Below are 24,534 nucleotides of genomic sequence, written 5' to 3'. Positions count from 1 at the left end.
ATTCACCAATAATAAAAGCCCGTAGATACGGGCTTTTATTTAATGGGGTTTTGCTGGCCAGGAAAAAGAGCAAGATAAGGAAATATTTAAAGCCTGTACCTCCTGCACGTACTTCATCCAGGCAGTCAGCGAAGCCTTATCCACATCGGTGATAATGTCGAGCCTCAGCTGCGTCTGCCATGCCTGCGTTATGCTGTTGGCTTCTGCGATACGTGCGGCTTTTTCAGCCTCTGCCGCCCGTACGGCTGCGGCCTGCTGCGCGTCCGTATCCGTTACCCATTCTTTCCCGTCCCACTGGTCATAGTCGGTTGCCGGTGCCTGCGTGGTGGTGCCTGCCGGATAGTCGCCCGGCGCGGCGATTTCTGTAGCCGAGCCGTCCGTAGTGGAATACACCGTTTCGCCACGATGATCGGCCATGCTCTGCCAACCGCCGTCGCGGTAAATCGCTACAAATCCGGCACCGGCTGCGGGCGGCGCGGTGCTACAGGCATTAGCCGGAATGCCCACGCCCTGCGGTAAATATTCGTCCGTTGTGCCAGTGAATTCACCGGTCAGGCCGTCAAAATTATGAACCGTCAGTGAGCCGGAAGCCTTCGCCAGCCCGTTTTTATCCAGGGTAATCTTTGCCATTATGCGGCCCTCACAATGTAGTTAAAGGCGATGTTTCGCGGACGGGTTTCAGCAGCAGAACGGATACCAAGACGCGTCGTTGACGTTGCGGTTCCGTCCGAAAAGTTATTTCCAGCAGCAATACCGTCAATGGCGTCAGAGCTTTGGGATGCTCTGCTGGTAAGTACCAGAATATTTTTAACCGTCAGGCCGTTTGACGCGTAACCCACGCCCATAGCATCTAACTGCAAAGTCTGGACAGACCGCCCGGAGTCCACGCCGCGCCCGTCGTCCCAGCCACGGATAAACTCGCCGCGCAGGTCAGGCAGCTTCAGCGACGGATACACCTTCGCCAGCAGCGGGTAAGCGGTGGCGCTGAACGATGCGCCGTTGCACTTCAGCCAGCCGTCCGGCGCGGTTGCGGTCGGGTAAGGCAGCGGCACGCCAACCGGCACGGATGAACCATCGCCCAGCCCCAGCGCGGCAAGCGCTTTCGAACCCAGTCCGGCGTCCTTAATTTCCGCCAGCGCGTTGGCCGCCTGCAGGTACTGCTTATGGGGATTGGCGGCGGCAACGTGCGCGGCCAGCGCCCTGTCGGCGTAAGCCTTCACCTCAATCACCGCGTTATCGACATACTGCCGCGTTGCCAGCACCACGGACGGATCGATTTTCAATGTTACGACGCTTGTGCTGTTGACGATTAAAATCATGCGCACGGTCTGCGTACGGCCGCTGCCCTCGGCGAGCTGCGGCTTGTAGGTTTCCGCGCAGTTGGCCACGGCAATCAGCACGCCGTCGGCGTCAAACAGGCCAATTTCCCGGATCCAAAAGCCGCCCTCACTTTCGGGGATAATCTGCTCGGCGATGATCTGGCTGCTGTTGGCCGCATCCACCGACAGCGCGTTGAGCGAGGCCCGGCGCTTTTCGTTGATAAGCTTTGTCTGCACCGCGTCCGGCGTGGGCAACGTGCCGCCTCCGTCGCCCACGGCCATTTCGGTAATCTGGACTTTCGTTCCCAGCGCGGCGGCATTGGCAAGCTTTGCCGCGCCCTGGCTGGTCAGCAGGGCAAAATATTTCGTCGTCATGTGCTTACTTCCGTCAGGTCAATAAGATGCACCGCCGCGCCGGTATAGCCCGGCCCGCCGACGCTGATAAGTTCAGGGGTATAGGGGTAAACCGTCAGCTCGTCGCCGCTGTAGCAGGCGGCGGCAACCGGCAGCGCGCCGCTGGCGTCTAGGTTAACCGACAGCCCGATAAGGTGGCGGCTGCACGGCTTCGCGTCGGCAATCAGGCGCTCCAGCTCGTTATACATTTCCTCGGTAATGCCGGTATCCAGCACGCCCACGTCCAGCCGGAACGTGCCCGGCTCGCCGCCGGTCTTCCACCACTCAACGATGCGGATCAGATAGCCGAGCGGCTCCACCACGCGACGGATTGAGCCGAGCGTGCCTTTGTGCTTATGCACGTACTGCGAGGCGCTGACGACGGCGCGTTTTGTTGACTCGCTCCAGCCGGTGTCCCAGCGGTCAACCGACCACGCCCAGGCAAGATACGGCAGCAGCTCAACGGGGCAGGTGTCCGGGTTCCATAACCGACGTAGCGGTGCCGGAATGGCTTCAATCTTCGCGCAGGCTTCAGCGGCGGCAACTTCCAGCGCCGACGAGCCGACCGGCAGCAGGCGATCATTCATCCGAACCCCCGACCGTAATCGCCCAGCCGGTGCAGTACGCGGCCTGCGTTTTATCCAGCACCACGTCGGCGGCGGGTTCGGTCAGCTCAACCCGCTGGACGCCCTCAACGTGAAGCGCAGCGTATAAAGCCGACTTGCGGATGTCCCGGCCAAGCCGCGCCTGGGCGCTGACGAACGCGGTAAGCTTTGCCTCAGCGGCGGCGCGTATCGGCTCGGCTTCCGGCCCCGGATAGAGATACAGCACGGCGTCCACGGCATAATCCACGATGGCGGCCGACTGCACCGTGACCCGGTCAGCTACCGGGCGCACGTCCTCATCATTTAGGGCTTTATCCACCACGGCCAGCAGGTCGGCGGTCGCCACGCCGTTTCCCTCCCGCGACAGCACGGTGATGGTCACGCACGCGGGCGACGGGCTGATCGCGGACGCATCCGACACGCGGCCGTCGGCACTTTTCGCGTGGTACTCGTAAGCGCCCGACGGCCCGGCCACGCTCAGCCCCTCAAAGGCGGCGGCGATACGCACGCGAAAATCGTCGTCGCTTTCCATCACGGCGGCGGTCGGCGGGAGCGTGGTTTCATCAGCGGCCGTCAGCGTCAGGCGGGTAACGCCATTGTTTGCGCCGAGCTGGTCCAAATCATCCGCCAGGGCATACGCCACCATCACGGCCTTAGCCGCCTCGTTGATGCGCTGGCGCAGGATAACCTCGCGGTACGCGTTTTCTTCCAGCAGCTTGACCACCGGCTCCGATTCCAGCGCCAGCGTGCGGGCGATGGCCTCCTGCTGCTCCGCCGGATAGAGCGAAATCAGCGTGGCTTTGCGTTCAGCGAGAAGGGTTTCATAGTCCAGCACTTCCACCACGTCGGGCGCGGGTAGCTGGCTCAGGTCGATAGTTGCCATATCAGCTCACGGGAATGGTCAGGGAAAAGTCCTGCGCGTTGTCGGCGCGGGTGCCGGTGAGTTCAACCGCCATGCCGCCGTCAAACGCAGATTCGTAAGAGATGCCGGTCAGCTTCACGCGGGGTTCCCACTGCAAAATCGCCACGTAACAGGCCGACATAATTTGCAGGCGCAGCGATTCATTCTGCGGCTGGTCAGTGAGCGCGGACAGCAGCGAGCCGTAGCTGCGGCGCATTATCCGGGTGCCGACCGGCGTCAGCAGAATGTCGCGTACCGACTGGCGGATATGATCGATATCATTCACCGCCCCGCCGGTGTCGCGGCTCATACCGCTGTATTTCACGGTCATTACTGCGGCCCTCCTGACGTGTCGCCGCCGGACTTCACGCCGCCGTGTTTGTGGGAGTGCACGACCACGCCGTTAGAGGTAAAGCCGCCGCCGCTGTGCTGAATATCGCCTTTCATCGTGCCGCCCTGGGTGACTTCCAGCGTGGCGGTTTTCAGCAGTGCAGAGCATTCGACTTCGGGCGAGTCCAGCATGATTTTGACGGCGGCCTGTATGGTGGCGGTCTGGATGCCGATTGCCTTCAGCGCGCCGCTGGCAGGTTCATACTCAATTACCGCGCCGTCGGGAAACGACCAGTGCAGCGCGTCAGCCGAGGCCGACGGGGCAGGATGTTCGTCAGAGAACACGCCCGGCAAAATAAAGCCGGTATCCAGCTCGCCGCCCAGGCACAGAACAAGCACCTGCTCGCCGACGGAAGGCGCATTCCATGAACAGGTACGACCGGCACGGGCGGTCAGCCAGTGCAGCCAGTTGGTTGTATTGTTACCGGTATCCACGCGGCAAAGCCCGTCGTCAAGGTTGACGGCGGAGACGGTGCCGATACGGATCAGGTTGCGCAGCAGGCGCAGGATTTCTGGGATTTGTGTGTTCATGAAGAGAGAGTGCCAATATTAATCGGCACTTTCATGCTAATTTATTTTGCTCGTGCACAAGCAAGCATGTTAGAAATCAATTTCTATTTATTAATTAATCCGTTATAAATATCGAAAATCTTTCTTCTCCCATTAACCTGGTATTACCAGACCATACTGATACAAACATATGGTGAATCCCTTTGAATTTAGTGTCTTCCCAGTGGCTCGCAAAATACACTCCATTTCCTTGATATTTGGCAGCAACGTAACATTCGTGATTGCCGTTGTTATCATGCCCCCTGGCTTCCTCACCTGTATTTTCAACCCTAAATAAAAACTTAAGATCACGTTCATGTATATCGTAATATTTAACTTTAAATGAAACCCCTGCGCCTTTTTTTATACTCCGTGAACATCTGTAATACTCGTCATCAGATGGATCTTTAGCCGACCTTTTTATCGTGGCTGACAACTCCATATGTTCTGGATAAGAATTGATAGGGGTATAAGTATTATAAGATTTGTGATCAACTAAAAATTGCCTATAATTTTTAGGCTTACCATCAATTGTAATATAGTTTGGTGTGACGAAGGTTTTTTTCTCAGGGATGCCATTTTTATTTTTTTCCATCACTTTTAACAAATCATCGTCGAATCCTAAAAGCTCTGCGAAATTCTCCCCAACTAAGATTGAGTTTTTTGGGGCTTTTTGTTGTAATTTTGCCGCGACATCAACGTGATAAGATGTTGCTGTTACCTCATGAGAACCCAAATATCCATAGGTTCCCCAAATTACATCTTCATCTTTACCATAATCAATACCAATCCTTATCCCAATTTTCTCAGCACCAATGTCCGAAAGTTTAGGTGACACAACTTTCTCCATCATTTCTATTAAAAACGCCGAACAATTTAAAGCATCAATGCCGCTATCCATTATTAATCCGTCAGCTTTTTTCCGTTCGCTCCGGAAAAACGCCATAACGGCATCACCCATTATACGATGAACATGCCCATCGAACGAATCTATAGTTTCGATTGCGCAACGGATAATATCATTTTTAATACCAAAAACTTCTTCTGGAGTATAAATAACGCCAAGCTTTGTCGAACCAATGATATCCATAAAAAGTGTGACTGAATATCCGTAACGCAGCTCATCAGTACCATTGATATCTTCAAAATCCGGATGGCAGCCAAAGCTTTTTTGTAGTTGCCCATGCTTTCCAAATTTATGCCGTACTATGTTCTTTACACCATAACTATCTGGTGCTGAAGCTAAACTTTGAGAACGTATTAAACCAGTATTAAGGGAGCTTTCATTTAATGATTCTTGTGAATCAAAAGCCATACCTCCTTTCATTAACTCGCTATGTCGCCGCTTTGACAATGTAATATCCAAGGATCTTTCTAACCCTTTATAAATATCTTCTATGGACATATTAGGCCTTATATTTCTGAGAGTATTATCACTAACACCATTAATCCTAATGAAATTAGAGATACGGTGATACATTCGATAGATCTTTTGTGGTAGTTGTATTTCTCCAAAAGAGCGCCGGATAGATTATAATTTAATGACACCAGCGACTCTATTCTTTCATGGTTATTCTTCTCTTTCAGCCCCACTGAGTATTCGCTAGCGCTTTTAAAATAATGACGGAGATCAACAAAGGAATATATATTCTTTTGCGAAGATGGTTCCAAATATGGGATCATGCCTTTTAATGAATAGAAAATTGCCAATAAAAGTAAGATGAGAGATATCAAACCAAACAGCGAAAGAATGTATTTATCATTAATTTCATCTAGGCGTTGAAGGAATTTGTCATAATTTAATAATATAGTAGCAAAAAGAGCTGACGATAAACTCAGTAAAATAGTTGATTTTGTATTGGCACTATTGAGGTAACCATCTGTCCTTATCAATATTTTTAACAAAACTTCAATTTGTTGCGATGGGTCGTTCTTGCGTTCTTCTTTGAATCTCTCCAAAATGACCTCAGTCAATAAGATTAATCTTTAAGTTTATTTATGATTATTCTCTGAAAAATGTCAACACTTTCTTTACCAAATCCTAACAAAGGCCTTGCATCATACTGCACATCCTTCCCCCCACGGGCTGGCCGGTCGCGCAGCCCGTAGTGATGCACACGCGCCATGCGCTGCACGCTCCCGGTAAACTCCACCACGGCGTCGTCAGCGGTGCCTTTCGCCTTCATGTATTTTGCCGTGCGCAGCCTGGCGAACATCTCGCGCTTTACCCGGCCTTTCTTCTTGCGGGCGGGTGCCTTGCGCGGCTTAAACGCCGTGCCGTCCGGTGCCTGCTGGCGTTTAATATTCTGCTGCTGACTGGCGCGCAGGCGCTTTGCGATGGTGCGCGCCATTTCCTTACGTGCCGTCGGTGACAGGTTGCCGATCAGTGCGTTTAGCCTGGCGTCGAATGCCTCCAGTCCGTTCATAATTGCAGCCCGCTGACCAGCTCGCCGTCCGCATAAAGCTGCGTTGGTCGCGCCACGTTATCCGGCAGCGGGTTTTCGCCCGCGTGGGTGACGTGCAGCGCTTCGCCTTCCTGCTTCACAATCACGCGCTCCGTCAGTTGCAGGTCAATGCTGATGTCGCACAGGGTGTCACTCAGCACGTCAGCCTTAAAGGTGATGCCGGTGCGCCGCTTTTCTTCGTTCGCCATAATGTCGGGCTGGTTCTCACGCAGCCAGGCAAGCAGCGGCACGATCAGCACGTCGAGATCGTCCCCGTAGTCGGTCACGACCAGATTCAGCTGATACTGGTATTCAAACGACAGCGAACTGGCGAGCGTCGAGGCGATGCGCCCGCCGTCGATAAACATGTTCAGGCTGTCAGGGTTTCGCTGTAGCAGCGGCACGCTGTCGGTCAGCACCTGCCGTAGCTGTTTCGGTTTCTGCATCGTGCTGCTCCTGACATTCTTTGATAATTTCCACCTGCAACCCGCATGACGCAAGCGCAGCCTCTAACTGGCGGTTATCCGCCGCTAAGTCGCCCTGGGTTTGCAGGCTGTTGCCCGGCAGCGGGCAGCTTGTCACGCGCGGACAGCCAGTCCAGATAATCTCGGGCGTTGCTGAAGGCGGGGCGACCGTGCAGCCGGATAACATCAGCAGGCAAAGCAGCGGCAGACCAGTCGCGCAAAATCGGATTCGCATCGGTTTCTCTCTGTATTGTCATTTCACGGTTCAGGGCGGCAGCACTGGCGCGGCCCTGCAACAGGCGCAGCGCGGCCTCGTGTTTCCGGCCCGCCCTGGCCTCATCGTTCAGGCGGGTTAGCGCCTTATCGCGGCTTTCAATTCCGGCGGACAGCGTGCCGATAATGCGCTGCGCGTCGGTAAGGTGGCCGCTTACTGCGTCCAGCCGCCAGCCGGTGAGACCCAGCGCAACGAGCGCCACGGCCAGCAGTACCGCTAACAAACGGATCATGCCGCCCCCTTTAAGCACCAGGCTTTTTCCCGCTGGCGGCGGTTTTCCAGCCCGGCATTTCTGACGCCGTTCACGTACACCCAGCGGTCGAGCTGGCCGCACGCCTGCCGCCACTGCTGGCGCTTCAGATAACCGGCAAGCGTAGACCCACAGGCCGCGCCGGTGCCGACGTTAAACGAGAAGCTCAACAGCGCGTCATACACCGGCGCGGGCATCTCAACCGGCACGCAGACGGCAAGCTCACGCTCAACGCGCATTACGTCATACACCAGATTAACGGCGGCCTGCCGCTCGCTGACCTGGCTTTGCGGCGTGACGCCTTCAGTGTGCCCGATGCCGTTGGTCCAAACGCCGGCGCTGCACCGGTACGGCGAGGTGCGACAGCCTTCGGCATCGGCAATCAGCCGCAGTCCGCCTTCGGAAATCTTCAGCGTGTTGAACTGTGGTAACAGCGCGGCAATCGCCAGCACGGCCAGCACGGCGCAGTGTTTAGCGGCCTTCATTGCCCACCCCCTGTACGTTCTGCCGCTGTAGTTCATACATCTTGCGCCGGTAATGCCAGTTGATAAAAAACGTCGCCACGTTAATCACTAACGTCACCACGGCGACGCCTGAACCCACCATAAAAGCGATGTCCTGCGGCGTGTGGCGGCCAAACCACATCAGCACAAGCCCGATAAGGTAGTTAATCAGTGAGTTGATTTTCTCCATCTTTTTCAGTCCCACAGGTTGACGGTTTCATTAGCGGACGATCCGGGGAGGTCGGGCAGCGTCACCTCGCAGCCGTGCATCAGCACCGGTCCGCTTTCGGCCAGCCCCGGATTGGCGGCATAGACCTGTTCAACCGCCTCCTGCGTGCGCCCGTAGTACCGCCAGCAAATCTGATCCACGGTGTCGCCCTGCTGCGCGTAAATAATCACAGTAGGCTCACGATGCAGCCGGAACGACCGCCGATGCGGCTGATACTGAAACGCGCGTCGCGCCAGTACTCGTCGGCGCTCGCCTCTACCTCAGCGCCTTTTTTGCCGCTGGCGTCATAGCCCCGGTAGCGCTCAACAATCACGGCACCGGTCAGGGCGCTGACGGCGGCAAAATAGTGCGTGACCTTTTCGCTTTCGCCGTCGAAGCTTTCTGCCGGGACGTCAGGCAGCGTTTTATAGCCTGCCGCCATCTGTTCGGCCCGCCAGTCGTACAGCTCGGCGTTGACTTCGGAAATCGCCGTTTTCACCGCAAGGCGCAGGCGCTGCGCGGTCACGGTGCCTTCATAACGCAGCGTGTCGCGCAGCTGCTGCAAATCAACGTCAGGCCAGAAAAAGGTATTCTTCACCGGCGGCTCGGCGGCATCTGCCGGTCGCGGGGCGGGGATAACAAGCATGTTCATAGTCGGCCTTAAAATAGGTGGGCGGTGGAGAGCCGCGCAGACATTAAAAATGCGTTGCAGCTCTGCCGCCCGGCGCGGGGCGCGTTCGGTTAGCGGCGGGTCATGGCCTGCTTTTTCAGCTCAGTAGCCAGCCGCTCAATGTCTTTTATGACGCCGCAGCCCTCGTGCAGCTGTAGCGCCCTCGTTAAATGTTCCATCGCATCCAAAGCCCTGCCCGCATCGCGCAGCACGTACCCGGTGATTTTGTGCAGCTTGGCGCGCACCTGGTCGGGCATGTCTGCGGATTTCGTCATCTCAAGCGTTGCCAGCAGCGGGTCGATATCAACCGCCGCGCCCAGCGTGCGGGCGCGGGCCGCCGCGTCGGCCACCTCTTCGGCCAGCAGGTAGCCGGTGGCGTCGCGCTTAAAGCCGGACGGCGGCACTAACCCGTGCTGAAGCGCGTACCGGGCAATCGCCAGCGCGCCCGGCACGTCGCCCGCATCCAGCCGCCAGATCATGACGGTCATCAGCACGGCGTCCTGTGCACCGTTTCCCTTTGCTAACACGCCCGCCACCCACGGAAGATACTCAGGCAACATCTGCCGCTTGAGTTCGGCCTTGCGCTCCTGCGAGCGCACTTTCTTCAGGCGGCGTTTGTCGTCGTTAAGCTTCAGCAGCATCAGCTCGTAGCCGTTCGCGTGGCGCAGCGGGTTGCTGGCCTGCTGCGAGGCGGCTTCCGCCTCAAGGCGCATAAGGTGACGTCGGGCAGGACTTAACATGCGTTATGCCTCCGGGGTTTCCGCAGCGCCTTCGGTCGTGGCAGCGTCTGCTTTTTTCTCATCCGGCAAATCAGACAGGACGATCCCCTCAAGCAGGCAGCCAGCGGCATAATCTTCCACCACGTAGTCCTCGTTGATGGACTCGTAGTTTTCGATGCGGTCGCGCTTCGCCACCTCGTCGATCAGGCGGCGGTGCGTGCCTTCCTGGAAATAAATCGACAGGTTGTCCAGGCGGGTTATAAGCAGCGCGTCCGCCGGGAAGTACGGCACGCGCACGGCGGGCAGGTTGCCGATGCGTTTCTGGCTGACAATGACGTCACCCGCCAGCGTTTCGCTGTTGGCCTGCGTCTGGTTAACCAGCGGAAAATACTTGTCGGCCAGCAGCTGGCGACCGCAGATAACGACCAGCTCCGGGTCTTCCTGATACCACGGTTCGATCAGGTTGTTGGTCGCATCCATCACCACGGCGTCAAGGTTCACCCAGGTGCGATTTTTACCAACCAGCACACCGTCGGATACGCTGCCGTCCTTGTTCGTGGTTTTGTTCATCACCCTCGTCGGCGCGTTGTTGCGGTACTTCTGCAACCAGCCCACGGCCACGTCCTGCAACATCGGGTATTTGGCGCGGTTGGAGGTCTTTGCACGCGATACGCCGTTAAAGCCGATCATGATGCGGTCCAGGCTCTGGCGCTTAATGATGGCGTCGCGCAGGCGGGCCTGGAAATCTTCATAGCGCGCCCACAGGTCAAGCGTGTTGTAGCGAATGTGGAAGTCGTAGTTAACCTGCACGCACTCATAGCCTTCACTGTCCAGCGCGGCAAAGTCAGCGGTTTCGCGCTCGTCACCGCCCGTCGTGTCGGTGGTGCTGGCAATCGAGCCGGACACGCCGACGCCGATTTTTTCGCCCTTCATTTCGGACACCGGCACGATGTTAATGCGGGTCAGAAAGTCCGATGACTCCTGCACGCGGTTCATCAGCGTTTGCGTCACCGACGGCTCAACGGTGAATTTCTTGTTCATGTCGCCGGTTTCGACGTTGTTCAGTTCGGCCAGGCGGGTCATGAAGGCGTTAAATTTAAAGCGGGTGTTCTGGCGCATTTGCGCTCCTGTATTCGGTTAAGGGTTAGCAGTCGGTCTGTACGCTGGCTTTGTTATCGCTGCCGGTGGCGGCCGGGCGACGCGAAAAGCCGCCGTCGGTTTTACTCAGCTGCGCCTGTAGCGCGGTAAAAGCGGCGCGGTCTTCAACGGTCTGCTGCTCCAGTGCGTCGAGTCGTCCGGTTAAGGCCAGCGCCAGTGCCGAGAGTTTTTGCGTCTGCGCCTCACCGTTCTGCTGCACCTGTTCAGCCACGGCGGTAACGGCCGCGCTGACGTCGGCAAATTGCAGGTCGGCGGTTTTCGTTTTAGCGGAGAACATCGCCGACACGCGGGCCAGCAGTGACGGGGCCGGATCGGCTTCTTCAGTGAACTCAATCAGCGTTTCTTCAGCGGCGGTAAACAGGTTGTCTTTGTGCTGCTTGCGGGAGGCCAGCGGATTGGCCGACGCCGTGGCGCTGAAGCTCAGGATTTCCGTGCCGAGGCTCGCCGGGTCGTCGGTGACGGCCAGGCCAATCAGGTACGCCTCGCCGGTGTCGGCAAACTTCGGGTTGACCTCAATGGAGGTGTAGATTTTCTGGCGGGCTCTGGTCAGTTCGGCCAGCTCCGGCGTCGGGCTGATGTCGCCATACAGCGCCAGCTTGCCCTTCAGCTTGCCGTCTTCGATTTCTTCCGCGCTCAGGGCGGTAACGTCGCCATAGCGGCGGAACGGGCTGTCAGGGGTGTAACCCTTGATGTGCTCCATGTTGATGCGCGCGCCGTACATCGCCGGGTCATAGTTCGCGGCCATCTGGGAAATCCAGTCGCGGGAAATCACGCGGCCGTCGGTGGTTGCGCCTTCAACTGCAATTCGAAAACGCTTTGCTTTTAGTGTTGCCATTACAGGCTCCGGTCAGTGGATTAGGTCGGGGCCAGTTTCACCGCCACGGCCCATCCGCTCAACGAAAGCCAGCCCGCTCAGCCATCAGCAAACAGGGACAGCGGGCGCGCCTTTTTGCGCCCCGGTAGCCTTGTCGGCATGAACATACAAACCACCATCAGCGATCCGCGCCGTCAGGCCGCACTGCTTTACTGGCAGGGTTACTCCGTGCGGCAGATTGCGGAGACGCTCGGCCAGAAAACACCGACCGTGCAGAGCTGGAAGCTGCGCGACGCGTGGGAAGACATTGCGCCCATCAGTCGCGTTGAGGCCAGCATGGAGGCGCGGTTAATCCAGCTCATCATGAAAGAGGTCAAGGGCAACGGGGATTACAAGGAGATAGACGCGCTGGGCCGCCAGATTGAGCGCCTGGCCCGCGTGGAGCGCTACCGCAGTTCGGGGAATGAGGCCGACCTTAATCCCAACGTGCGCAACCGCAACAAGGGCGAGCGCCAGCCGGTGATTAAGAACGTCTTCAGCGACGAGCAGACCAGCAAGCTGACCAGCCTGTTTATGGATAACTGCTTTGAGTATCAGCTCAACTGGCACCGGGCCGGGCTGGCGCACCGCATCCGCAATATTCTGAAGTCCCGCCAGATTGGCGCGACGTTCTACTTTGCCCGCGAGGCGCTGATTGACGCGCTGACCACCGGGCGCAACCAGATATTTTTATCCGCAAGCAAGGCGCAGGCGCACGTTTTCAAAAACTACATCATCGACTTTGCCCGGCAGGTTGACGTTGACCTGAAGGGCGATCCGATTGTGCTGCCGAACGGCGCACGCCTGATTTTCCTGGGCACCAACGTGCGCACCGCGCAGAGCTACACCGGCAACCTCTATCTGGATGAATATTTCTGGATACCGAAGTTTCAGGAGCTGCGCAAGGTCGCCAGCGGCATGTCACTGCATAAAAAATGGCGCACCACCTATTTCTCCACGCCGTCGAGCCTGTCGCACAGCGCGTATCCGTTCTGGTCGGGCGAACTGTTTAACAAGGGACGCCGCAGCAAAGACGATCGCATTGAGCTGGATTTATCACATTCGCATCTGGCAAAAGGCGCGCTGTGCGGTGACGGCCAGTGGCGGCAGATTGTCACCGTTGAGGACGCGCTGACCGGCGGCTGCAACCTGTTTGACCTTGACCAGCTGTCGCTGGAATACAGCCCGTCAGAGTACCAGAACCTTTTAATGTGTGAGTTTGTCGACGATGAGGCGAGCGTGTTCCCGTTCGCGGAGTTGCAGACCTGCATGATCGACAGTCTGGAAGAATGGACCGACTTTAACCCTTACCTGCCGCGCCCGTTCGACTACCGTCCGGTATGGATTGGCTATGACCCGTCGCACACCGGCGACAGCGCGGGCTGTGCGGTGATTGCGCCGCCGCTGGTTGCTGGCGGCAAATTTCGCGTGCTTGAGCATCACCAGTGGCGCGGTATGGACTTTGCCGCACAGGCGAAATCCATAGAGGACTTAACCAAAAAATACACCGTGGAGTATATCGGCGTGGACGCCACCGGCATTGGCCAGGGCGTTTTTCAGCTGGTCCGCCAGTTTTACCCGGCGGCACGCGAAATCCGCTATTCGCCGGAAGTGAAAACGGGAATGGTCCTGAAGGCGAAAGACACCATCGGCAGCGGGCGGCTGGAGTACGACGCCGGAAGCACCGACATCACGCAGTCCTTTATGGCTATCCGCAAAACCATGACCGCCAGCGGTAACCGATCCACCTACGAGGCGAGCCGCAGCGAGGATGCCAGCCACGCGGACGTTGCCTGGGCAATCATGCACGCGCTGCTAAACGAACCGCTTACCGCTGCCAGCGGCAGCGCTAACCCTTCAATTCTGGAATTTTACTGATGAAGAATATGTCCGACCACAACACCAACCCTGTTTGCTGGAAGCTCATTTCAGACCGGGGTTTAATTACAGAAACTATGCGAGAAAAAAGCATGACCAGAGCTGAAGCATTCCGCTGGCTTTACCAGTGTGCACCGGTATTTGGTGATAACGACGTTAAAGGCGGTAATCATGGCTAAGCGCAACGGCCGTAAGGCATATTCGGTTAAACCACAATCCGCACCGGCCGCGCCACAGCAGGTTGAGGCATTTACCTTCGGCGAGCCAACGCCGGTGATGGACAAGCGCGATATTCTGGATTATGCCGAGTGCATCGGCAACGGGCGCTGGTACGAGCCACCGGTCAGCTTTCACGGGCTGGCAAAAAGCCTGCGCTCGGCGGTGCATCACAGCTCGCCGATTTACGTGAAACGAAACATTCTGGCCTCAACCTTTATCCCGCATCCGATGATGAGCCAGCAGGAGTTCAGCAAGTTTGCGCTGGATTATCTGGTATTCGGGAATGCGTTTGCCGAACTGCGCCGTAACAGCCTGGGCAGGCCGTTCAGGCTGGAAACCACCCCGGCCAAGTTCACCCGCAAGGGCGTTAAAGAGGGTGACTACTGGTTTGTGAACGACTGGAAGGAGCCGCACCAGTTTGCCAACAACAGCGTGTTTCACCTGATTGAGCCGGACATTAACCAGGAGCTGTACGGTCTGCCGGAATACCTCAGCGCGCTCAACTCCGCCTGGCTGAATGAAGCGGCCACGCTGTTTCGCCGCAAGTACTACCAGAACGGCGCGCACGCCGGTTACATCCTGTACATGACCGACGCAGCGCAAAGCTCCAGCGACGTAGACCGGATGCGTCAGGCAATGCGCGACACGAAAGGCCTGGGTAACTTCCGTAACCTGTTTATGTACGCGCCGAACGGCAAGCCGGACGGCATCAAGATTCTGCCGCTTAGTGAGGTGGCGACAAAGGATGATTTCTTTAACATCAAAAAGGCCAGCCGCGACGACCTGCTAAGCGCGCACCGCGTACCGCCGCAAATGATGGGCATTATCCCGGACAACTCCGGCGGCTTCGGGGATGCGGTAAAGGCGTCGCAGGTATTTGTGCGTAATGAACTGACGCCGTTGCAGGAGCGGATGAAGGAGATTAATGAGTGGATGGGGGAAGAGGTGATTAGTTTTACAAGCTACAACTTACCCTAATAGGTTATGGTAGGGCCTAAGCAGGCCCTAACCTCATCCATTTTTCTTTTTATTTTTTCCTTCATAAGATTTTATTCCTACACCTGAACTAGATTTAAATCCATATCCTAATCCAACACCTGAATTATTTTTTACTGTTAATCCTAACCCAAAACCTGAATTATTTTTTACTGCCGCTCCTAAATCAACCCCTTTACTATTTCCCACAATGGAACCAAGCCCTAACCCTATCCCTTCACCCAAAACAACAGACTTATTATTAATCGATTCCTCATAAGCTTTCTTGAACATTGAAAGATGTTTAGAAGAAAAACCCTCAGCAATGCCATCACTGCCAATGACAAATAAATTTGGGAAAGCATCACCCAGATATTCAGAAAACCCCTTTGCCCTTGCTAATATTAACTTCTGCGATTTTATGATGGACTCTGCATTAATTTTATCTTTTTTTAATTTATTAATAACTTCATTAAGATTGATATTCTCTCCTTGAGATTTTTCATATTTTACAAAGATTTCCTCATACCTGCCTTTTGTAAGTGAAAGTTCCTTTTCAATATTTTTATTTTCAGATTGCAATGAATCAAAACGCATATTAAGAGCTGAAAAGCTTTTGTGTTTTTTATCTAAAGTATCTAAATCTTTGCTTGCCTGTATGACATCGGAACTAAGTTGTTCAAGCTTCAACTGTGATGATGATTGCTGAGCTTCCATGTCATTGATGATAGTAGATAACGCTTGATGCTCTTTTTTTAAAGATTCAATATTAATTCTGTGTGCAGCAGCCCTATCTCTTTGCGCCTCAATGTCAGCCTCATCAGTCGCTAATTGTTTGCTTCTGGCTGTTTCATTTAAAGCCGTTTCAATGACTAACTCTCGCTGTAATGTAATACGATTTTCTCTCTCTGTACATTCACACTTTCAATACTTGAAAATATCTTTTTATGTATTAATATAGAAGCATAAGTAAAAAAAGGGAATGTTAAAGAAAGTAAACTAGCCCAGAATATTGGAAAAAAAATTGAATGTGTGTGAGGTATACTTTCACCAAAAAAAATAGAATTATCAGGTATTTTTTCTCTAATATAATGTATTCTCTTTATCACTTCCATATCTGAGAGGAAGAAAAAGGCAACTTTATTCCAGTTATAACAAAGCCAAGAAATTATTAGCGTGCCAAAGAAAGGGTTTCTTGCTCTGTAGACGAAGGCTTCTTGTACTGGTGTTACCAAAGCCTCCTTTACAACCCCTGCAAATTCTTTTATTGCATCGTTCATCTTTCACCTTTGAAGTATTAAAAATTGTGTCTCATACAAGGCCGGACAGTTTCATAATTTAATTTAAAAAAATACTATTATTCCCTTTTTAAAAAACCACTTTATACGACCTGACACAACCTAACGCTTACTCTTATAACCATTCACAAGGCAGTAACATAGGAACTTAAGTGTACATGCTTATTCCCTCCGCGCGCAATGCTATCCCCGCCACGCCTGCCCGCTTTGTGTATCGCTTTTAGTGCAGTTGCAACAGATAAAAAAACGAGGCCAGTACTAGGTACGTCGTATGTTTTTCGGCATGATAGCTGCATGCAGATCCATGCGCCTAATGCATGCTGTGTCCATAGCACCTTAAAATCGCCGACGGAGTCCGGTTTAAAAGCGCTTAGCTCCTTAAGAAAAAATAAGGCTATTTTTTAACCTCAATATATGAAGATGAAAACCAAATTGATTTTTTCCCATTTATTAATTTTGTAATTGGGACGCCTTTTTCATCCATGGCTTGAGCACTAAACGTAACATAATACATTCCAGCTTTCTTAGTTGAAACCAAATAGCTTAAACTTCTTTCGGCTGAAACAGGAACCGAAATATCATACAATGGGATGTTCTCAGCTTTTTTCCCATTTTTATCTTTTGAATCTAAGAGAGCCAACTCTTCGTAATAGTTGGGATGATATATTTTCATAGCTACCTGTTTAGCCCCATCAGAAGCAACACGGCTGACAGTAAGGGATTCTTTTTTTAATTTTACATAAATTCTTTTGTTACTGTTATTTTTGATTTTAACTACTGGGTTTATATAAAAAACATCGTCAATCCTAACCACTTTAACGTCAACATTGAAGAACGTCGCCTCAGTGTCTCTTATTCTATTTGTGAGCTCGACAAGATCAGCCTCTGCTTTATCTCTCTGATGTAAGACATCAAAAACATATCCTCCCCATAAAATGGTAAATATTGCACAAAGCGATATAACTACATTATTAAACTGAGCGTGAGTTCGGTAAATATCTCTAAATTTATATACAAAAGAAACAAGTGCTACTAAAAGCACTCCTGAAATAAACCAATGTTCTTTAAGAAATACTACTAAAATACACCAATTTTCTTTAATGAATTCATAAAACATAGCTATTCACCTGAATGCCTAGCATCACCATCTTCAGGGAAGTCTATACCTGAATTGCGTTCTCGGCTTGTCGGATTCGCCCTGGCAAAGTTTCTATTCTGCCTTTTTACATGTAACTCAAGGGATTGCGCTACTCTTTCAAAGTTTAATCCACTTTTGGCAATTTCTGCTTTGCCTTCAATGTGAGGTAATATTTCACGTCCGATCTGGTTATCATCTACTGATGCAAATGATACATTTTGATTAAAAATCGCAGCCATGATCAAAATAAAAGCGATGCCCGCTTTTCTATTGGTAGTCCTAAATTGAAGCCAAACATCCCCAGGAGACATTAACATCTGTTGAGCTGTTAACGTTAATAGACCATCCTCATAAAATCTATCCATTTCACTCTGGACTAAGTCATTTGAAAATTCACCATCAAAATCTTCACCAATTAATAATGATATTACTTGAACGCGGTCAACGAGTTCAGATAATTGTTTTAATGTATGGTGCTTAATAGCTTCATGCTGCTCAATTCTTAAACTTGTGCAAAATGTATTATCTGTTATAAAGAATGACATTAGCCAGTGTAGAACTTCGTCTGACCTATCGCCAAGTGAGAATACAGCTTGGTAAGCATTGAATGATTTTTGAATTGCTAACGGTACATCTCTTCTACGAATAGGATCGCCCCACGTAACATGGCGCCTTACATGAAATCCATTGTTATCTTGGTCATCTGATAAACGTACTCTATCAAAGTAAGGCAATGAAGTTATTACTCCCGGAACAACTAAATCTCCTGACAACGTGAAAACCACATCACCAATACACATTTCAGAGATAAAATTTTCAATTTGAGTATGAATGTTTCTTGAGCCAATACGCTCAAGACCATCGATTCTGTCGAAAATTTCTTCTCGCGAAATTTCAGTGGTAAAGTCGATATTTCCTGGTGTGAGGCCATCTAAATGAGCAGTTGCGATCACACCGTTTTCAAGAAAATATGAAAAAAACCTGTACCTAACACCAGGTCTAACCACCCAACATTTCGCTGTTAGATCAATCTGTTGCACAGAAATCGCAGCTCTAACTTGTGGTGATCCATTATCAGTCATCTAGGAGTCTTCTCATTGCAATTTTTAGAACATTTTACATTTTTTTACTTATAACTCCATGCTTCTTTTTCCACAATAATCGGAAATTTTAAGCATGGCTCTCATAGCGTTTTGCTTTGTATGCTTTACTGAGTTATGAAACATATGTGCTAACAAAAATTTTATAGTTGTGTCTTACTGCATATATATTGGTTCGTATGCTACTGAGGTTCAATGATCTAAGCTGGTTCTTGGAGCTCAGCGCTATCCCCGCCACGTTTGCCCACTTTGTGTATCGCTTTTAATGCAACTGCATGATCCCCGAAAACAGCACCCTGCTTAATGTTACTATGCTGTTTTTACTGTTAATTTTCATATGGATCCATGCAGCTAATGCGTTTATAGTTATAAAAGCTGATATATAAATGTAACCACAATTAACCAAAGACTATCTTTCAATCGGCAAAGCCGAAAATACTACGGAAAAATGATTATTAGTAAGGCTCCTATTGGCTGCAATTTCGGCGATTAGATTTAGAGCTATCTCCCTGTCACGCTCTTGCCTGGCTCCCTCATTCGTTAGCCTGGCAATGAGTTCTACCCGCTCAAGCATCACCTGATTTTTCAATTCACTGTCCATTATCCCCCCTTAATAATTGCTGTTCATACATACAGTATCACAGCAATCATAACGATATAAAGCATTTTAAGAGAGTTCCTGAAAATCCATATCATCATGATACAAATAGCTTTTTCGACAAAATTCGTAACGAGCATTAATTAAACAGCCTTGGCATTTTTCCCAAGCATAGGCGAATTTTTGCACCACTATTCAGGCGACCAAATCATTTTTTAAAGGAAAATTCCCTAAGCTTTTCAACTCTGGCGAAAAGTTTTTCTATTTCAATGTGTTTTGTTGCCCTGAACAGCTCCCCACCGGCAGAACTGCGGAACCATTGCCCGTTGATTTTGGTTTCTGTACCGCCGATAAGGCGCACGGCGACCGCCCGGCTGATGGTTTCGCGGGTGATGTCGCGTATCTGGCCGATCACGTTTTCGCACGCTGCTTCTGTTTTGTCAGAGCGGCGCAGCTGAAGATGCCTCTTTTCCGGTATATCAGCCCTTACCCTGGTTAAATGCGCTGGTACGCGATGCTGTCATGCGCTCGCCTGATACGGCCGCAGCGGCAACTTTGCCTAATTCAGCCGTAGCCTGCATAACATAGTGGGTCATACGTTCGGCCTTAGCTTCATTCAACGGCACTGCTGGTAAGCATTTCATTTGTGCCAGCAAACCATCGATCAGCGTTGCATCTTCAGTTACATCAGTCAGCACAGCAATTTCTGGTGCCGTTAGCTGATGCATCTGGTCAGGGTTGAGCTTATTACGAAGAGTCTGCTGGTTCATGCCAATCTTATCCGCCAGCTCACGAATATTGTGGCGGCCAGCAAAAGCACGGCACGCATTTTCGAAATGAGATTGTTGAGAAACTTGAAAATCAAACATGGCTACCGATCCTTGAGCTTGCATAATCAAGTTATGGTTTGATATAGCGACAATTGAGGGCTTGCTGACGGTTCTTTTCACGCCATGCGGCAACGTTAATCAGAGCATTGCCATGCTTTTCCATTACGTCAGTACGTGTCCTGCCAGTCTTTTTACATTTGATAATGCGTGTGACAGCACTGGTTGGGGTAGGGGCTAAGAGTATGACACCGTTGGCAATCCATTTTTCCAGCACAGATTTGCTGATCCCGTTGGCTGCTGCGAAGTCTTCCTTAGACATGGTTGGCGAGGTGTTAAGGCTGATGGCACGGTCTACGGCAGCGTTAACGGCTGCCCTGAGTGCAGGCATCAGAGCAGACGTAATCTGAGCAATAAATTGTTGTGACTGCGCAGAGTCAAATGCATTTTGGCTGTTTGCATTTTCAGTATGCATGGAGCAATATCTCCTTTTGGTCGTTTTGTTATACGGTGTTTCATGTGGTGTGATGCATCCTAAATAAACAAATGATAATTAGTAAACAACAAAAGTTTATTTATTTGGTGGCTTATGGATTTTACCGAAGGAACGGCGTTAGAAATAATTGAGCGTCTGTCTACTGCGTATGGCGTTACTACACAGAAAACATTAGCTGAATGCCTTGGTGTGCCAGCTGCTAACGTAAGCAACTGGGTAAAGCGTGATAGCGTACCAGGCAGTGCGTTTGTGAAGTGCGCGCTGGATACCGGCAGTGATCTCAAACTACTTACTACTGGGAAACTTGCAAATGCGAGTTCGCTTGTTATGTCATCCTCTTCTAAAGGGAAAGCCCTTTACGACGAGATCATTTCTAACGGTGGCAGGCCAGTGCTTCGACGTATCATGGATGCCTACGGTTTCACCTTGCAGAAGCAACTCTGTGATTTGATGGGTATCTCGTCTGGTACAGTAAGCACCTGGATACGCAGGAATTATTTTCCCGGTGACGTTGTAGTAACTTGCGCGCTTGATACTGGCGTTTCTTTACAGTGGCTGGCAACAGGTCAGGGTGCGAAGGCAGGCGGGAACGCCAAGGAAAGCGCTGGCATAGCAGTCCAGCGTAAGAATCTGAGTGCAGGTGTGCTGCAGGATGCCGGAAACTGGACGGGAGATTTAACTTTTATTCCACACCCTCTTGATGAGCCTGTATTTATTTTAAGTAACTCGGGTTCGTGGGTTATTGATACTAGTGTGTCCAGTATCAGTAATGGACGTTGGCTGTTGAGTATTGACGATAAATACGACATTTATGATATTACTCTTTTACCGGGGCGCAAGATTAGTGTAACGAGTAAAGGAACTAACTTCACATGTGGCGCTGACGAGGTGAATGCCATAGGAAAAGTAGTGTTAACGATGGATTACAGTTTTTAAAAAAAGCATTAGATGATTTTTGTGCGTGAGCTTTCTCAAGCCAAGGATATGATGCGTAAGGATATAATATGTCGTTCGAATTTATTAAAGACATCCTATTGGTTGTAAACACACTAGTGTCGTTATTCATGATAACAATACACATTAAAAACAGCAGGCTGCAAAGAAAGAGCTATTTGTTGAATTCTCATAACCATAGGATTAGTTCAACTAACCTCGATTTTATTGAGTGTAAACAGCTTGATGATAATTTTGTAATCAAGTTGGCTTTTTACAATCCAAGTTCCACTGCTGCTATTATAAGATCTCTGACAGTCACTAAGAGTATCCCACATCCGAATTTTTTACTTCGAAATATTGGCCTCATGAAAGAAATTGATGTGGATTATATTTGGAGTCCGGCTTTAGATGAACAGAGCTACGAAGTTTCATATCTGCGAGATGCTTATCATTTACTACACGTCAAGACCGTGGCGACATTATATGTATCTGTAAAGGGATATGTTGACAGGTCTCGATATTTTTTTGAAATAAAGACAAACCATAATCATTATAAGCTTAGCTCACATATCGATGGCTTCAATCATCGCTTTTCCACATACTTTCGCGAATGGTACAGGGATTGATAGTTACAGGTGTTTAGTAGATTGTGTTGAAGCACCTGTAGCCATATTGTCGCCATTTGTTACTGTAACACTATGATTTTAAATAACTAAAAACGTCTTTGGTCTTTTTTTTGGATTGGTGACGGCCTCTTGCACGCTCCGTCGTTAATACGTATCTCAAGGCAGGCGGGATTATCAAAAAATGGACGGCATAAAGCATTTAAACCCCCTGAATATATAAATCGGTGCCAATATTTTTTGTGTTACCATTTTCCACTTTTTAGCTGGTAATTAATTTAGCGAAAAGTGACAGAAATAAAGTTCGGGGTGATGAGAAGGGGGGGTATTTAAAATCTTCAACCCGTCTTAATAAAAGATAAAGGTTAAAAATACGGCTCAGCATTCCTTTAGCTAAGCCGTAAATTAATTATATTTTTACTGTGCGTGGCACCTTTAGGCTGCTGTGAGGGATTTTTCTATCTTAATACTACCAGCCTCACCTTCTGTTAGTTCAAAGGTTTTTTCATCTGCTGTCACTTCCCATTCACCTTTGTCTGTATAGATAACATTGAATGTATAATCTCCCTTAGATGCATCACAAAATCCTGCATTTTTGAAGATGTTGTGAAATCCATTACATTTCCAGCTTCATAACTCCCAACCTGAACATAGAATTTAAGCTGAGGTTGAAAATCCATGTTGCTGTTAGGGCTTGCTTCGATGAAATTTGACATAATAACTTCACCACTGGAAGCCCTTACGGCTGAACCAGCATAGAAAACTTTATCGAAAGACCCATATGTCGGCGTCGATATTCTAAATGCACCCGCTTGTGTTTCTGGGTCATAAATAGCGTTTTCTAAATACCAGTTTTCCTCATCATCCATCACCATATTGATAGAGTTATTTACTTCCTCGTTGTTATTAGGCGTAAGCTCAACAATTTTTATAGCCGATCTTTCGCCTGAGGGTTCATTTATTTTTGGTTCTGATTTGTTTTCTTGCACGCCACCATAATACTGCACATATATTCTGAACGTTAATGTTTGATCGTTATAAAGTTTGTCGGTGTAAATGCTATTAACAAACGGAGTTTCGCCTCCTTCATATAAAGAAGGCTCTTGAAAGATAAATATATCTTTATCCATTTTGTTCATGTTAGTGACGTTAAGAGTGATTAACGTGGCCATAATACGCCTCCGGGGATTGAGTGGTTTGCTGATTTTTAACATGAAGTTACGATCGCAAAGCATCCAGTTGAGACAACAAAATGTTTAATTTAAAACAGGGCTGTTTTAAAACCCATTCACATTGATGAGTGTTATATGTGTTGTTTTTAATTGCCGCTGGTATTGAGGTTTGTTAAACAAGCCTGAGGTTGATTTATACTATTAACCATTTTTTAATAAAAGAAATAATTATATTTAAAGTAAAATGGTTCGGGACGATAAATTCAATTTGTCATTTATAAATTTTACGATTAATTATATCGATGCATTTAAGGTAAAGTCATGGTTAACTGCTGCTTTAAGAATTAACTTAGGTGCAGGAAATTATGTGATGGCGATCATATTTTAAAATATTAATGAATTTCATGATGTTGCGTCTTTCCCGGAGCGCGAGCAGCGATATTAAGCGTCTCGCTATTAAATTCATTCAGCCAGCGTTCCGCAAGCGCCTGTACCAGGTGACGTTTCAACCAGATAAAAATTCATATTTCTGTTCGAGACGACCCGTGAGGATTTTTGATAAAAGCTGCTTGTTTCTGTTTACCAGGCACAGCCACGGGATGTTGTGCCGTTTATCCAGGCCGCACTTTATCGCCTTCGCCTTGCGGTAAGCAATTTTAACATTTCATTAACCTCACAATGGTGATTAGATGAACTGTAAAAACCTGCCGATAAAATCCAAAAATTTCCTGACCAGTGCGATGAATAACGTAAGCCAGAAAATTAATAAACAAAAAAAGGGCAAACTAATAGCCGGAAAACTGATTGTTTATGGCTTTTGTTACATCGATCAATGTTTGATATCCAGTGAAATCATAACATTACAACGCTTTGAATCCGTATCCGGTTTTTTGCCCGAGCGGAGAAGAAGCTGCCGGATTAAAAAATCAGGGAAGCTGGTCACTTATCAGCATTCCGGATAGAAAATTAGCATTTCAGGGAAAGTATGTAGCTCTCACTGTGGTGTTGATGTCATGCCCTGTAAGGGAAAATTAAAGTTTAAAAGCTCTGTTTAGGATTAAATAAGGATATCCATGAAAAAGTTTTTTAGGTGGGTTTTTTACGTCGTTGTCGCATTAATTTTAATTGGCTTCTTTGTTGGTAAAGATGAAAATGCTTCATCATCAGGCAGCACCTCTCAGGCAACCTCATCAAACTCAGCGGCTCAAGCTGAAGCCACATCGGCACCACAAAAACCGGTTTATGAAACTACCGCTCGTAAGCTGTTCAATGCTTATGAAGAGAATGAAGTGGCAACGGATGAAGCGCTTAAAGGCAAGCGGGTTGCGGTAACAGGGATTGTGCAGTCGATTGACAAGGATTTTACCAATTCCATTATTATCAGTCTTAAAACGGATAACCAGTTTATGGCTGCGCGAATGGAAATGAAAGACTCCCAAAAAGCCGCCGCTATGTCGCTGAAGAAGGGAAACCAGGTTGTTATTGTCTGTGAAAAAATGTCCCGGATTATTGGTGCACCCTCAGGACGCGATTGTACTTTTAATTAATTGAGTAAAAGGTGCTGATTACAACCG

General features: G+C 49.8%; 31 protein-coding genes and 2 pseudogenes. 5 read left to right on the top strand and 28 right to left on the bottom strand.

Features of this window, described 5'->3' with window-relative positions:
- Window positions 1-39: 39 nt before the first annotated feature.
- The 19 genes and pseudogenes from EHV07_RS12690 to EHV07_RS12605 all read right to left on the bottom strand — a co-directional run bounded on the left by EHV07_RS12690 (window position 40) and on the right by EHV07_RS12605 (window position 11,682).
- Window positions 40-630 (bottom strand): tail fiber assembly protein, encoded by a 591-nt coding sequence (locus tag EHV07_RS12690; RefSeq protein WP_147198407.1) that lies wholly within the window; start codon window positions 628-630, stop codon window positions 40-42.
- Window positions 630-1,694 (bottom strand): phage tail protein, encoded by a 1,065-nt coding sequence (locus EHV07_RS12685; protein WP_147198406.1) that lies wholly within the window; start codon window positions 1,692-1,694, stop codon window positions 630-632. The genes EHV07_RS12690 and EHV07_RS12685 overlap by 1 nt, the downstream gene beginning before the upstream one ends.
- Window positions 1,691-2,299, bottom strand: a complete 609-nt coding sequence (locus tag EHV07_RS12680) for a phage tail protein I (protein WP_147198405.1) — start codon at window positions 2,297-2,299, stop codon at window positions 1,691-1,693. The genes EHV07_RS12685 and EHV07_RS12680 overlap by 4 nt, the downstream gene beginning before the upstream one ends.
- Window positions 2,292-3,200 carry a baseplate assembly protein gene (locus tag EHV07_RS12675; protein ID WP_147198404.1) on the bottom strand — a complete coding sequence of 303 codons (909 nt, stop codon included), beginning with the start codon at window positions 3,198-3,200 and terminating at the stop codon, window positions 2,292-2,294. The genes EHV07_RS12680 and EHV07_RS12675 overlap by 8 nt, the downstream gene beginning before the upstream one ends.
- A 1-nt stretch (window position 3,201) precedes the next feature.
- Window positions 3,202-3,549 (bottom strand): GPW/gp25 family protein, encoded by a 348-nt coding sequence (locus EHV07_RS12670; RefSeq protein ID WP_147198403.1) that lies wholly within the window; start codon window positions 3,547-3,549, stop codon window positions 3,202-3,204.
- Entirely contained in the window at window positions 3,549-4,139 is a 591-nt protein-coding gene (locus EHV07_RS12665; RefSeq protein WP_147198402.1) for a phage baseplate assembly protein V, read from the bottom strand. Before EHV07_RS12665 ends, EHV07_RS12670 begins: the two co-directional genes overlap by 1 nt.
- A gap of 94 nt (window positions 4,140-4,233) precedes the next feature.
- The gene (locus tag EHV07_RS12660; RefSeq protein WP_147198401.1) at window positions 4,234-5,562 is read right to left on the bottom strand and encodes an adenylate/guanylate cyclase domain-containing protein; all 1,329 of its coding nucleotides are present in this window, start codon (window positions 5,560-5,562) and stop codon (window positions 4,234-4,236) included.
- An 8-nt stretch (window positions 5,563-5,570) separates the two neighbouring features.
- Window positions 5,571-6,131, bottom strand: a complete 561-nt coding sequence (locus EHV07_RS12655) for a hypothetical protein (RefSeq protein ID WP_147198400.1) — start codon at window positions 6,129-6,131, stop codon at window positions 5,571-5,573.
- A gap of 5 nt (window positions 6,132-6,136) precedes the next feature.
- Window positions 6,137-6,583, bottom strand: a complete 447-nt coding sequence (locus EHV07_RS12650) for a phage virion morphogenesis protein (RefSeq protein WP_147198399.1) — start codon at window positions 6,581-6,583, stop codon at window positions 6,137-6,139.
- A complete protein-coding gene (locus tag EHV07_RS12645) occupies window positions 6,580-7,047 on the bottom strand; it encodes a phage tail protein (protein WP_147198398.1) in 468 nt (155 codons plus the stop codon). The genes EHV07_RS12650 and EHV07_RS12645 overlap by 4 nt, the downstream gene beginning before the upstream one ends.
- On the bottom strand, window positions 6,980-7,300 hold the full coding sequence (gene lysC, locus EHV07_RS24770) for an Rz1-like lysis system protein LysC (RefSeq protein WP_217363406.1): 321 nt from the start codon (window positions 7,298-7,300) through the stop codon (window positions 6,980-6,982). Before lysC ends, EHV07_RS12645 begins: the two co-directional genes overlap by 68 nt.
- Window positions 7,221-7,571: pseudogene (locus tag EHV07_RS24910) on the bottom strand (LysB family phage lysis regulatory protein); the annotation flags it as partial. The gene lysC and the pseudogene EHV07_RS24910, both read right to left, overlap by 80 nt.
- Window positions 7,568-8,074: a lysozyme gene (locus tag EHV07_RS12635; protein ID WP_147198396.1), complete on the bottom strand. Its 507-nt coding sequence runs from the start codon at window positions 8,072-8,074 to the stop codon at window positions 7,568-7,570. The gene EHV07_RS12635 and the pseudogene EHV07_RS24910, both read right to left, overlap by 4 nt.
- The gene (locus EHV07_RS12630; protein WP_147198395.1) at window positions 8,061-8,282 is read right to left on the bottom strand and encodes an HP1 family phage holin; all 222 of its coding nucleotides are present in this window, start codon (window positions 8,280-8,282) and stop codon (window positions 8,061-8,063) included. Before EHV07_RS12630 ends, EHV07_RS12635 begins: the two co-directional genes overlap by 14 nt.
- Before the next feature lie 5 nt (window positions 8,283-8,287).
- The gene (locus EHV07_RS12625; RefSeq protein ID WP_147198394.1) at window positions 8,288-8,491 is read right to left on the bottom strand and encodes a tail protein X; all 204 of its coding nucleotides are present in this window, start codon (window positions 8,489-8,491) and stop codon (window positions 8,288-8,290) included.
- Window positions 8,488-8,952, bottom strand: coding sequence for a head completion/stabilization protein (locus EHV07_RS12620; RefSeq protein WP_147198393.1), 465 nt, complete (start codon window positions 8,950-8,952; stop codon window positions 8,488-8,490). The genes EHV07_RS12625 and EHV07_RS12620 overlap by 4 nt, the downstream gene beginning before the upstream one ends.
- An 89-nt stretch (window positions 8,953-9,041) precedes the next feature.
- A complete protein-coding gene (locus tag EHV07_RS12615) occupies window positions 9,042-9,710 on the bottom strand; it encodes a terminase endonuclease subunit (RefSeq protein WP_147198392.1) in 669 nt (222 codons plus the stop codon).
- A 3-nt stretch (window positions 9,711-9,713) separates the two neighbouring features.
- The gene (locus tag EHV07_RS12610) at window positions 9,714-10,808 is read right to left on the bottom strand and encodes a phage major capsid protein, P2 family (protein WP_147198391.1); all 1,095 of its coding nucleotides are present in this window, start codon (window positions 10,806-10,808) and stop codon (window positions 9,714-9,716) included.
- A 25-nt stretch (window positions 10,809-10,833) separates the two neighbouring features.
- Window positions 10,834-11,682 (bottom strand): GPO family capsid scaffolding protein, encoded by an 849-nt coding sequence (locus EHV07_RS12605; RefSeq protein ID WP_147198390.1) that lies wholly within the window; start codon window positions 11,680-11,682, stop codon window positions 10,834-10,836.
- A 138-nt stretch (window positions 11,683-11,820) separates the two neighbouring features.
- Here EHV07_RS12605 and EHV07_RS12600 point away from each other — a divergent pair, with 138 nt between their 5' ends.
- The 3 genes from EHV07_RS12600 to EHV07_RS12590 are packed head-to-tail and all read left to right on the top strand — an operon-like array spanning window position 11,821 to window position 14,775.
- Entirely contained in the window at window positions 11,821-13,578 is a 1,758-nt protein-coding gene (locus EHV07_RS12600; protein ID WP_147198389.1) for a terminase ATPase subunit family protein, read from the top strand.
- On the top strand, window positions 13,578-13,757 hold the full coding sequence (locus tag EHV07_RS12595; RefSeq protein WP_147198388.1) for a hypothetical protein: 180 nt from the start codon (window positions 13,578-13,580) through the stop codon (window positions 13,755-13,757). The genes EHV07_RS12600 and EHV07_RS12595 overlap by 1 nt, the downstream gene beginning before the upstream one ends.
- Window positions 13,750-14,775 carry a phage portal protein gene (locus EHV07_RS12590; protein WP_147198387.1) on the top strand — a complete coding sequence of 342 codons (1,026 nt, stop codon included), beginning with the start codon at window positions 13,750-13,752 and terminating at the stop codon, window positions 14,773-14,775. The genes EHV07_RS12595 and EHV07_RS12590 overlap by 8 nt, the downstream gene beginning before the upstream one ends.
- Window positions 14,776-14,808: 33 nt before the next feature.
- On the opposite strand, the gene EHV07_RS12585 is transcribed toward EHV07_RS12590, so the two are convergent.
- The 8 genes and pseudogenes from EHV07_RS12585 to EHV07_RS12550 form a co-directional block, all read right to left on the bottom strand.
- The gene (locus EHV07_RS12585; RefSeq protein WP_147198386.1) at window positions 14,809-15,489 is read right to left on the bottom strand and encodes a hypothetical protein; all 681 of its coding nucleotides are present in this window, start codon (window positions 15,487-15,489) and stop codon (window positions 14,809-14,811) included.
- Window positions 15,490-15,644: 155 nt separating this feature from the next.
- Window positions 15,645-16,052: a hypothetical protein gene (locus tag EHV07_RS12580; RefSeq protein ID WP_147198385.1), complete on the bottom strand. Its 408-nt coding sequence runs from the start codon at window positions 16,050-16,052 to the stop codon at window positions 15,645-15,647.
- Between the two features lie 412 nt (window positions 16,053-16,464).
- Window positions 16,465-17,187 (bottom strand): hypothetical protein, encoded by a 723-nt coding sequence (locus EHV07_RS12575; RefSeq protein WP_147198384.1) that lies wholly within the window; start codon window positions 17,185-17,187, stop codon window positions 16,465-16,467.
- A gap of 2 nt (window positions 17,188-17,189) precedes the next feature.
- The gene (locus tag EHV07_RS12570) at window positions 17,190-18,290 is read right to left on the bottom strand and encodes a hypothetical protein (RefSeq protein ID WP_147198383.1); all 1,101 of its coding nucleotides are present in this window, start codon (window positions 18,288-18,290) and stop codon (window positions 17,190-17,192) included.
- A 427-nt stretch (window positions 18,291-18,717) separates the two neighbouring features.
- Window positions 18,718-18,909: a hypothetical protein gene (locus tag EHV07_RS12565; protein ID WP_147198382.1), complete on the bottom strand. Its 192-nt coding sequence runs from the start codon at window positions 18,907-18,909 to the stop codon at window positions 18,718-18,720.
- A 205-nt stretch (window positions 18,910-19,114) separates the two neighbouring features.
- On the bottom strand, window positions 19,115-19,321 hold the full coding sequence (locus EHV07_RS12560) for a hypothetical protein (RefSeq protein ID WP_147198381.1): 207 nt from the start codon (window positions 19,319-19,321) through the stop codon (window positions 19,115-19,117).
- 94 nt (window positions 19,322-19,415) lie between these two features.
- Window positions 19,416-19,775: pseudogene (locus EHV07_RS12555) on the bottom strand (phage regulatory CII family protein); the annotation flags it as partial.
- 31 nt (window positions 19,776-19,806) lie between these two features.
- Window positions 19,807-20,208 carry a hypothetical protein gene (locus EHV07_RS12550; RefSeq protein WP_147198379.1) on the bottom strand — a complete coding sequence of 134 codons (402 nt, stop codon included), beginning with the start codon at window positions 20,206-20,208 and terminating at the stop codon, window positions 19,807-19,809.
- A gap of 114 nt (window positions 20,209-20,322) precedes the next feature.
- On the opposite strand from EHV07_RS12550, the gene EHV07_RS12545 reads away from it, so the two are divergent.
- On the top strand, window positions 20,323-21,165 hold the full coding sequence (locus tag EHV07_RS12545) for a helix-turn-helix domain-containing protein (RefSeq protein WP_147198378.1): 843 nt from the start codon (window positions 20,323-20,325) through the stop codon (window positions 21,163-21,165).
- Between the two features lie 1,138 nt (window positions 21,166-22,303).
- On the opposite strand, the gene EHV07_RS12540 is transcribed toward EHV07_RS12545, so the two are convergent.
- Window positions 22,304-22,960, bottom strand: a complete 657-nt coding sequence (locus tag EHV07_RS12540; RefSeq protein WP_147198377.1) for a hypothetical protein — start codon at window positions 22,958-22,960, stop codon at window positions 22,304-22,306.
- 1,073 nt (window positions 22,961-24,033) lie between these two features.
- Between EHV07_RS12540 and EHV07_RS12535 the strand changes: the two genes are divergently transcribed.
- The gene (locus EHV07_RS12535) at window positions 24,034-24,507 is read left to right on the top strand and encodes a hypothetical protein (RefSeq protein WP_147198376.1); all 474 of its coding nucleotides are present in this window, start codon (window positions 24,034-24,036) and stop codon (window positions 24,505-24,507) included.
- Window positions 24,508-24,534 lie beyond the last annotated feature (27 nt).

The organism is Pantoea sp. CCBC3-3-1 (assembly GCF_007981265.1).
In the GTDB taxonomy this organism is placed as follows: domain Bacteria; phylum Pseudomonadota; class Gammaproteobacteria; order Enterobacterales; family Enterobacteriaceae; genus Erwinia.
The sequence above is the reverse complement of the archived record's forward strand: the minus strand, read 5'-3'. Positions and strand labels throughout refer to the sequence as shown.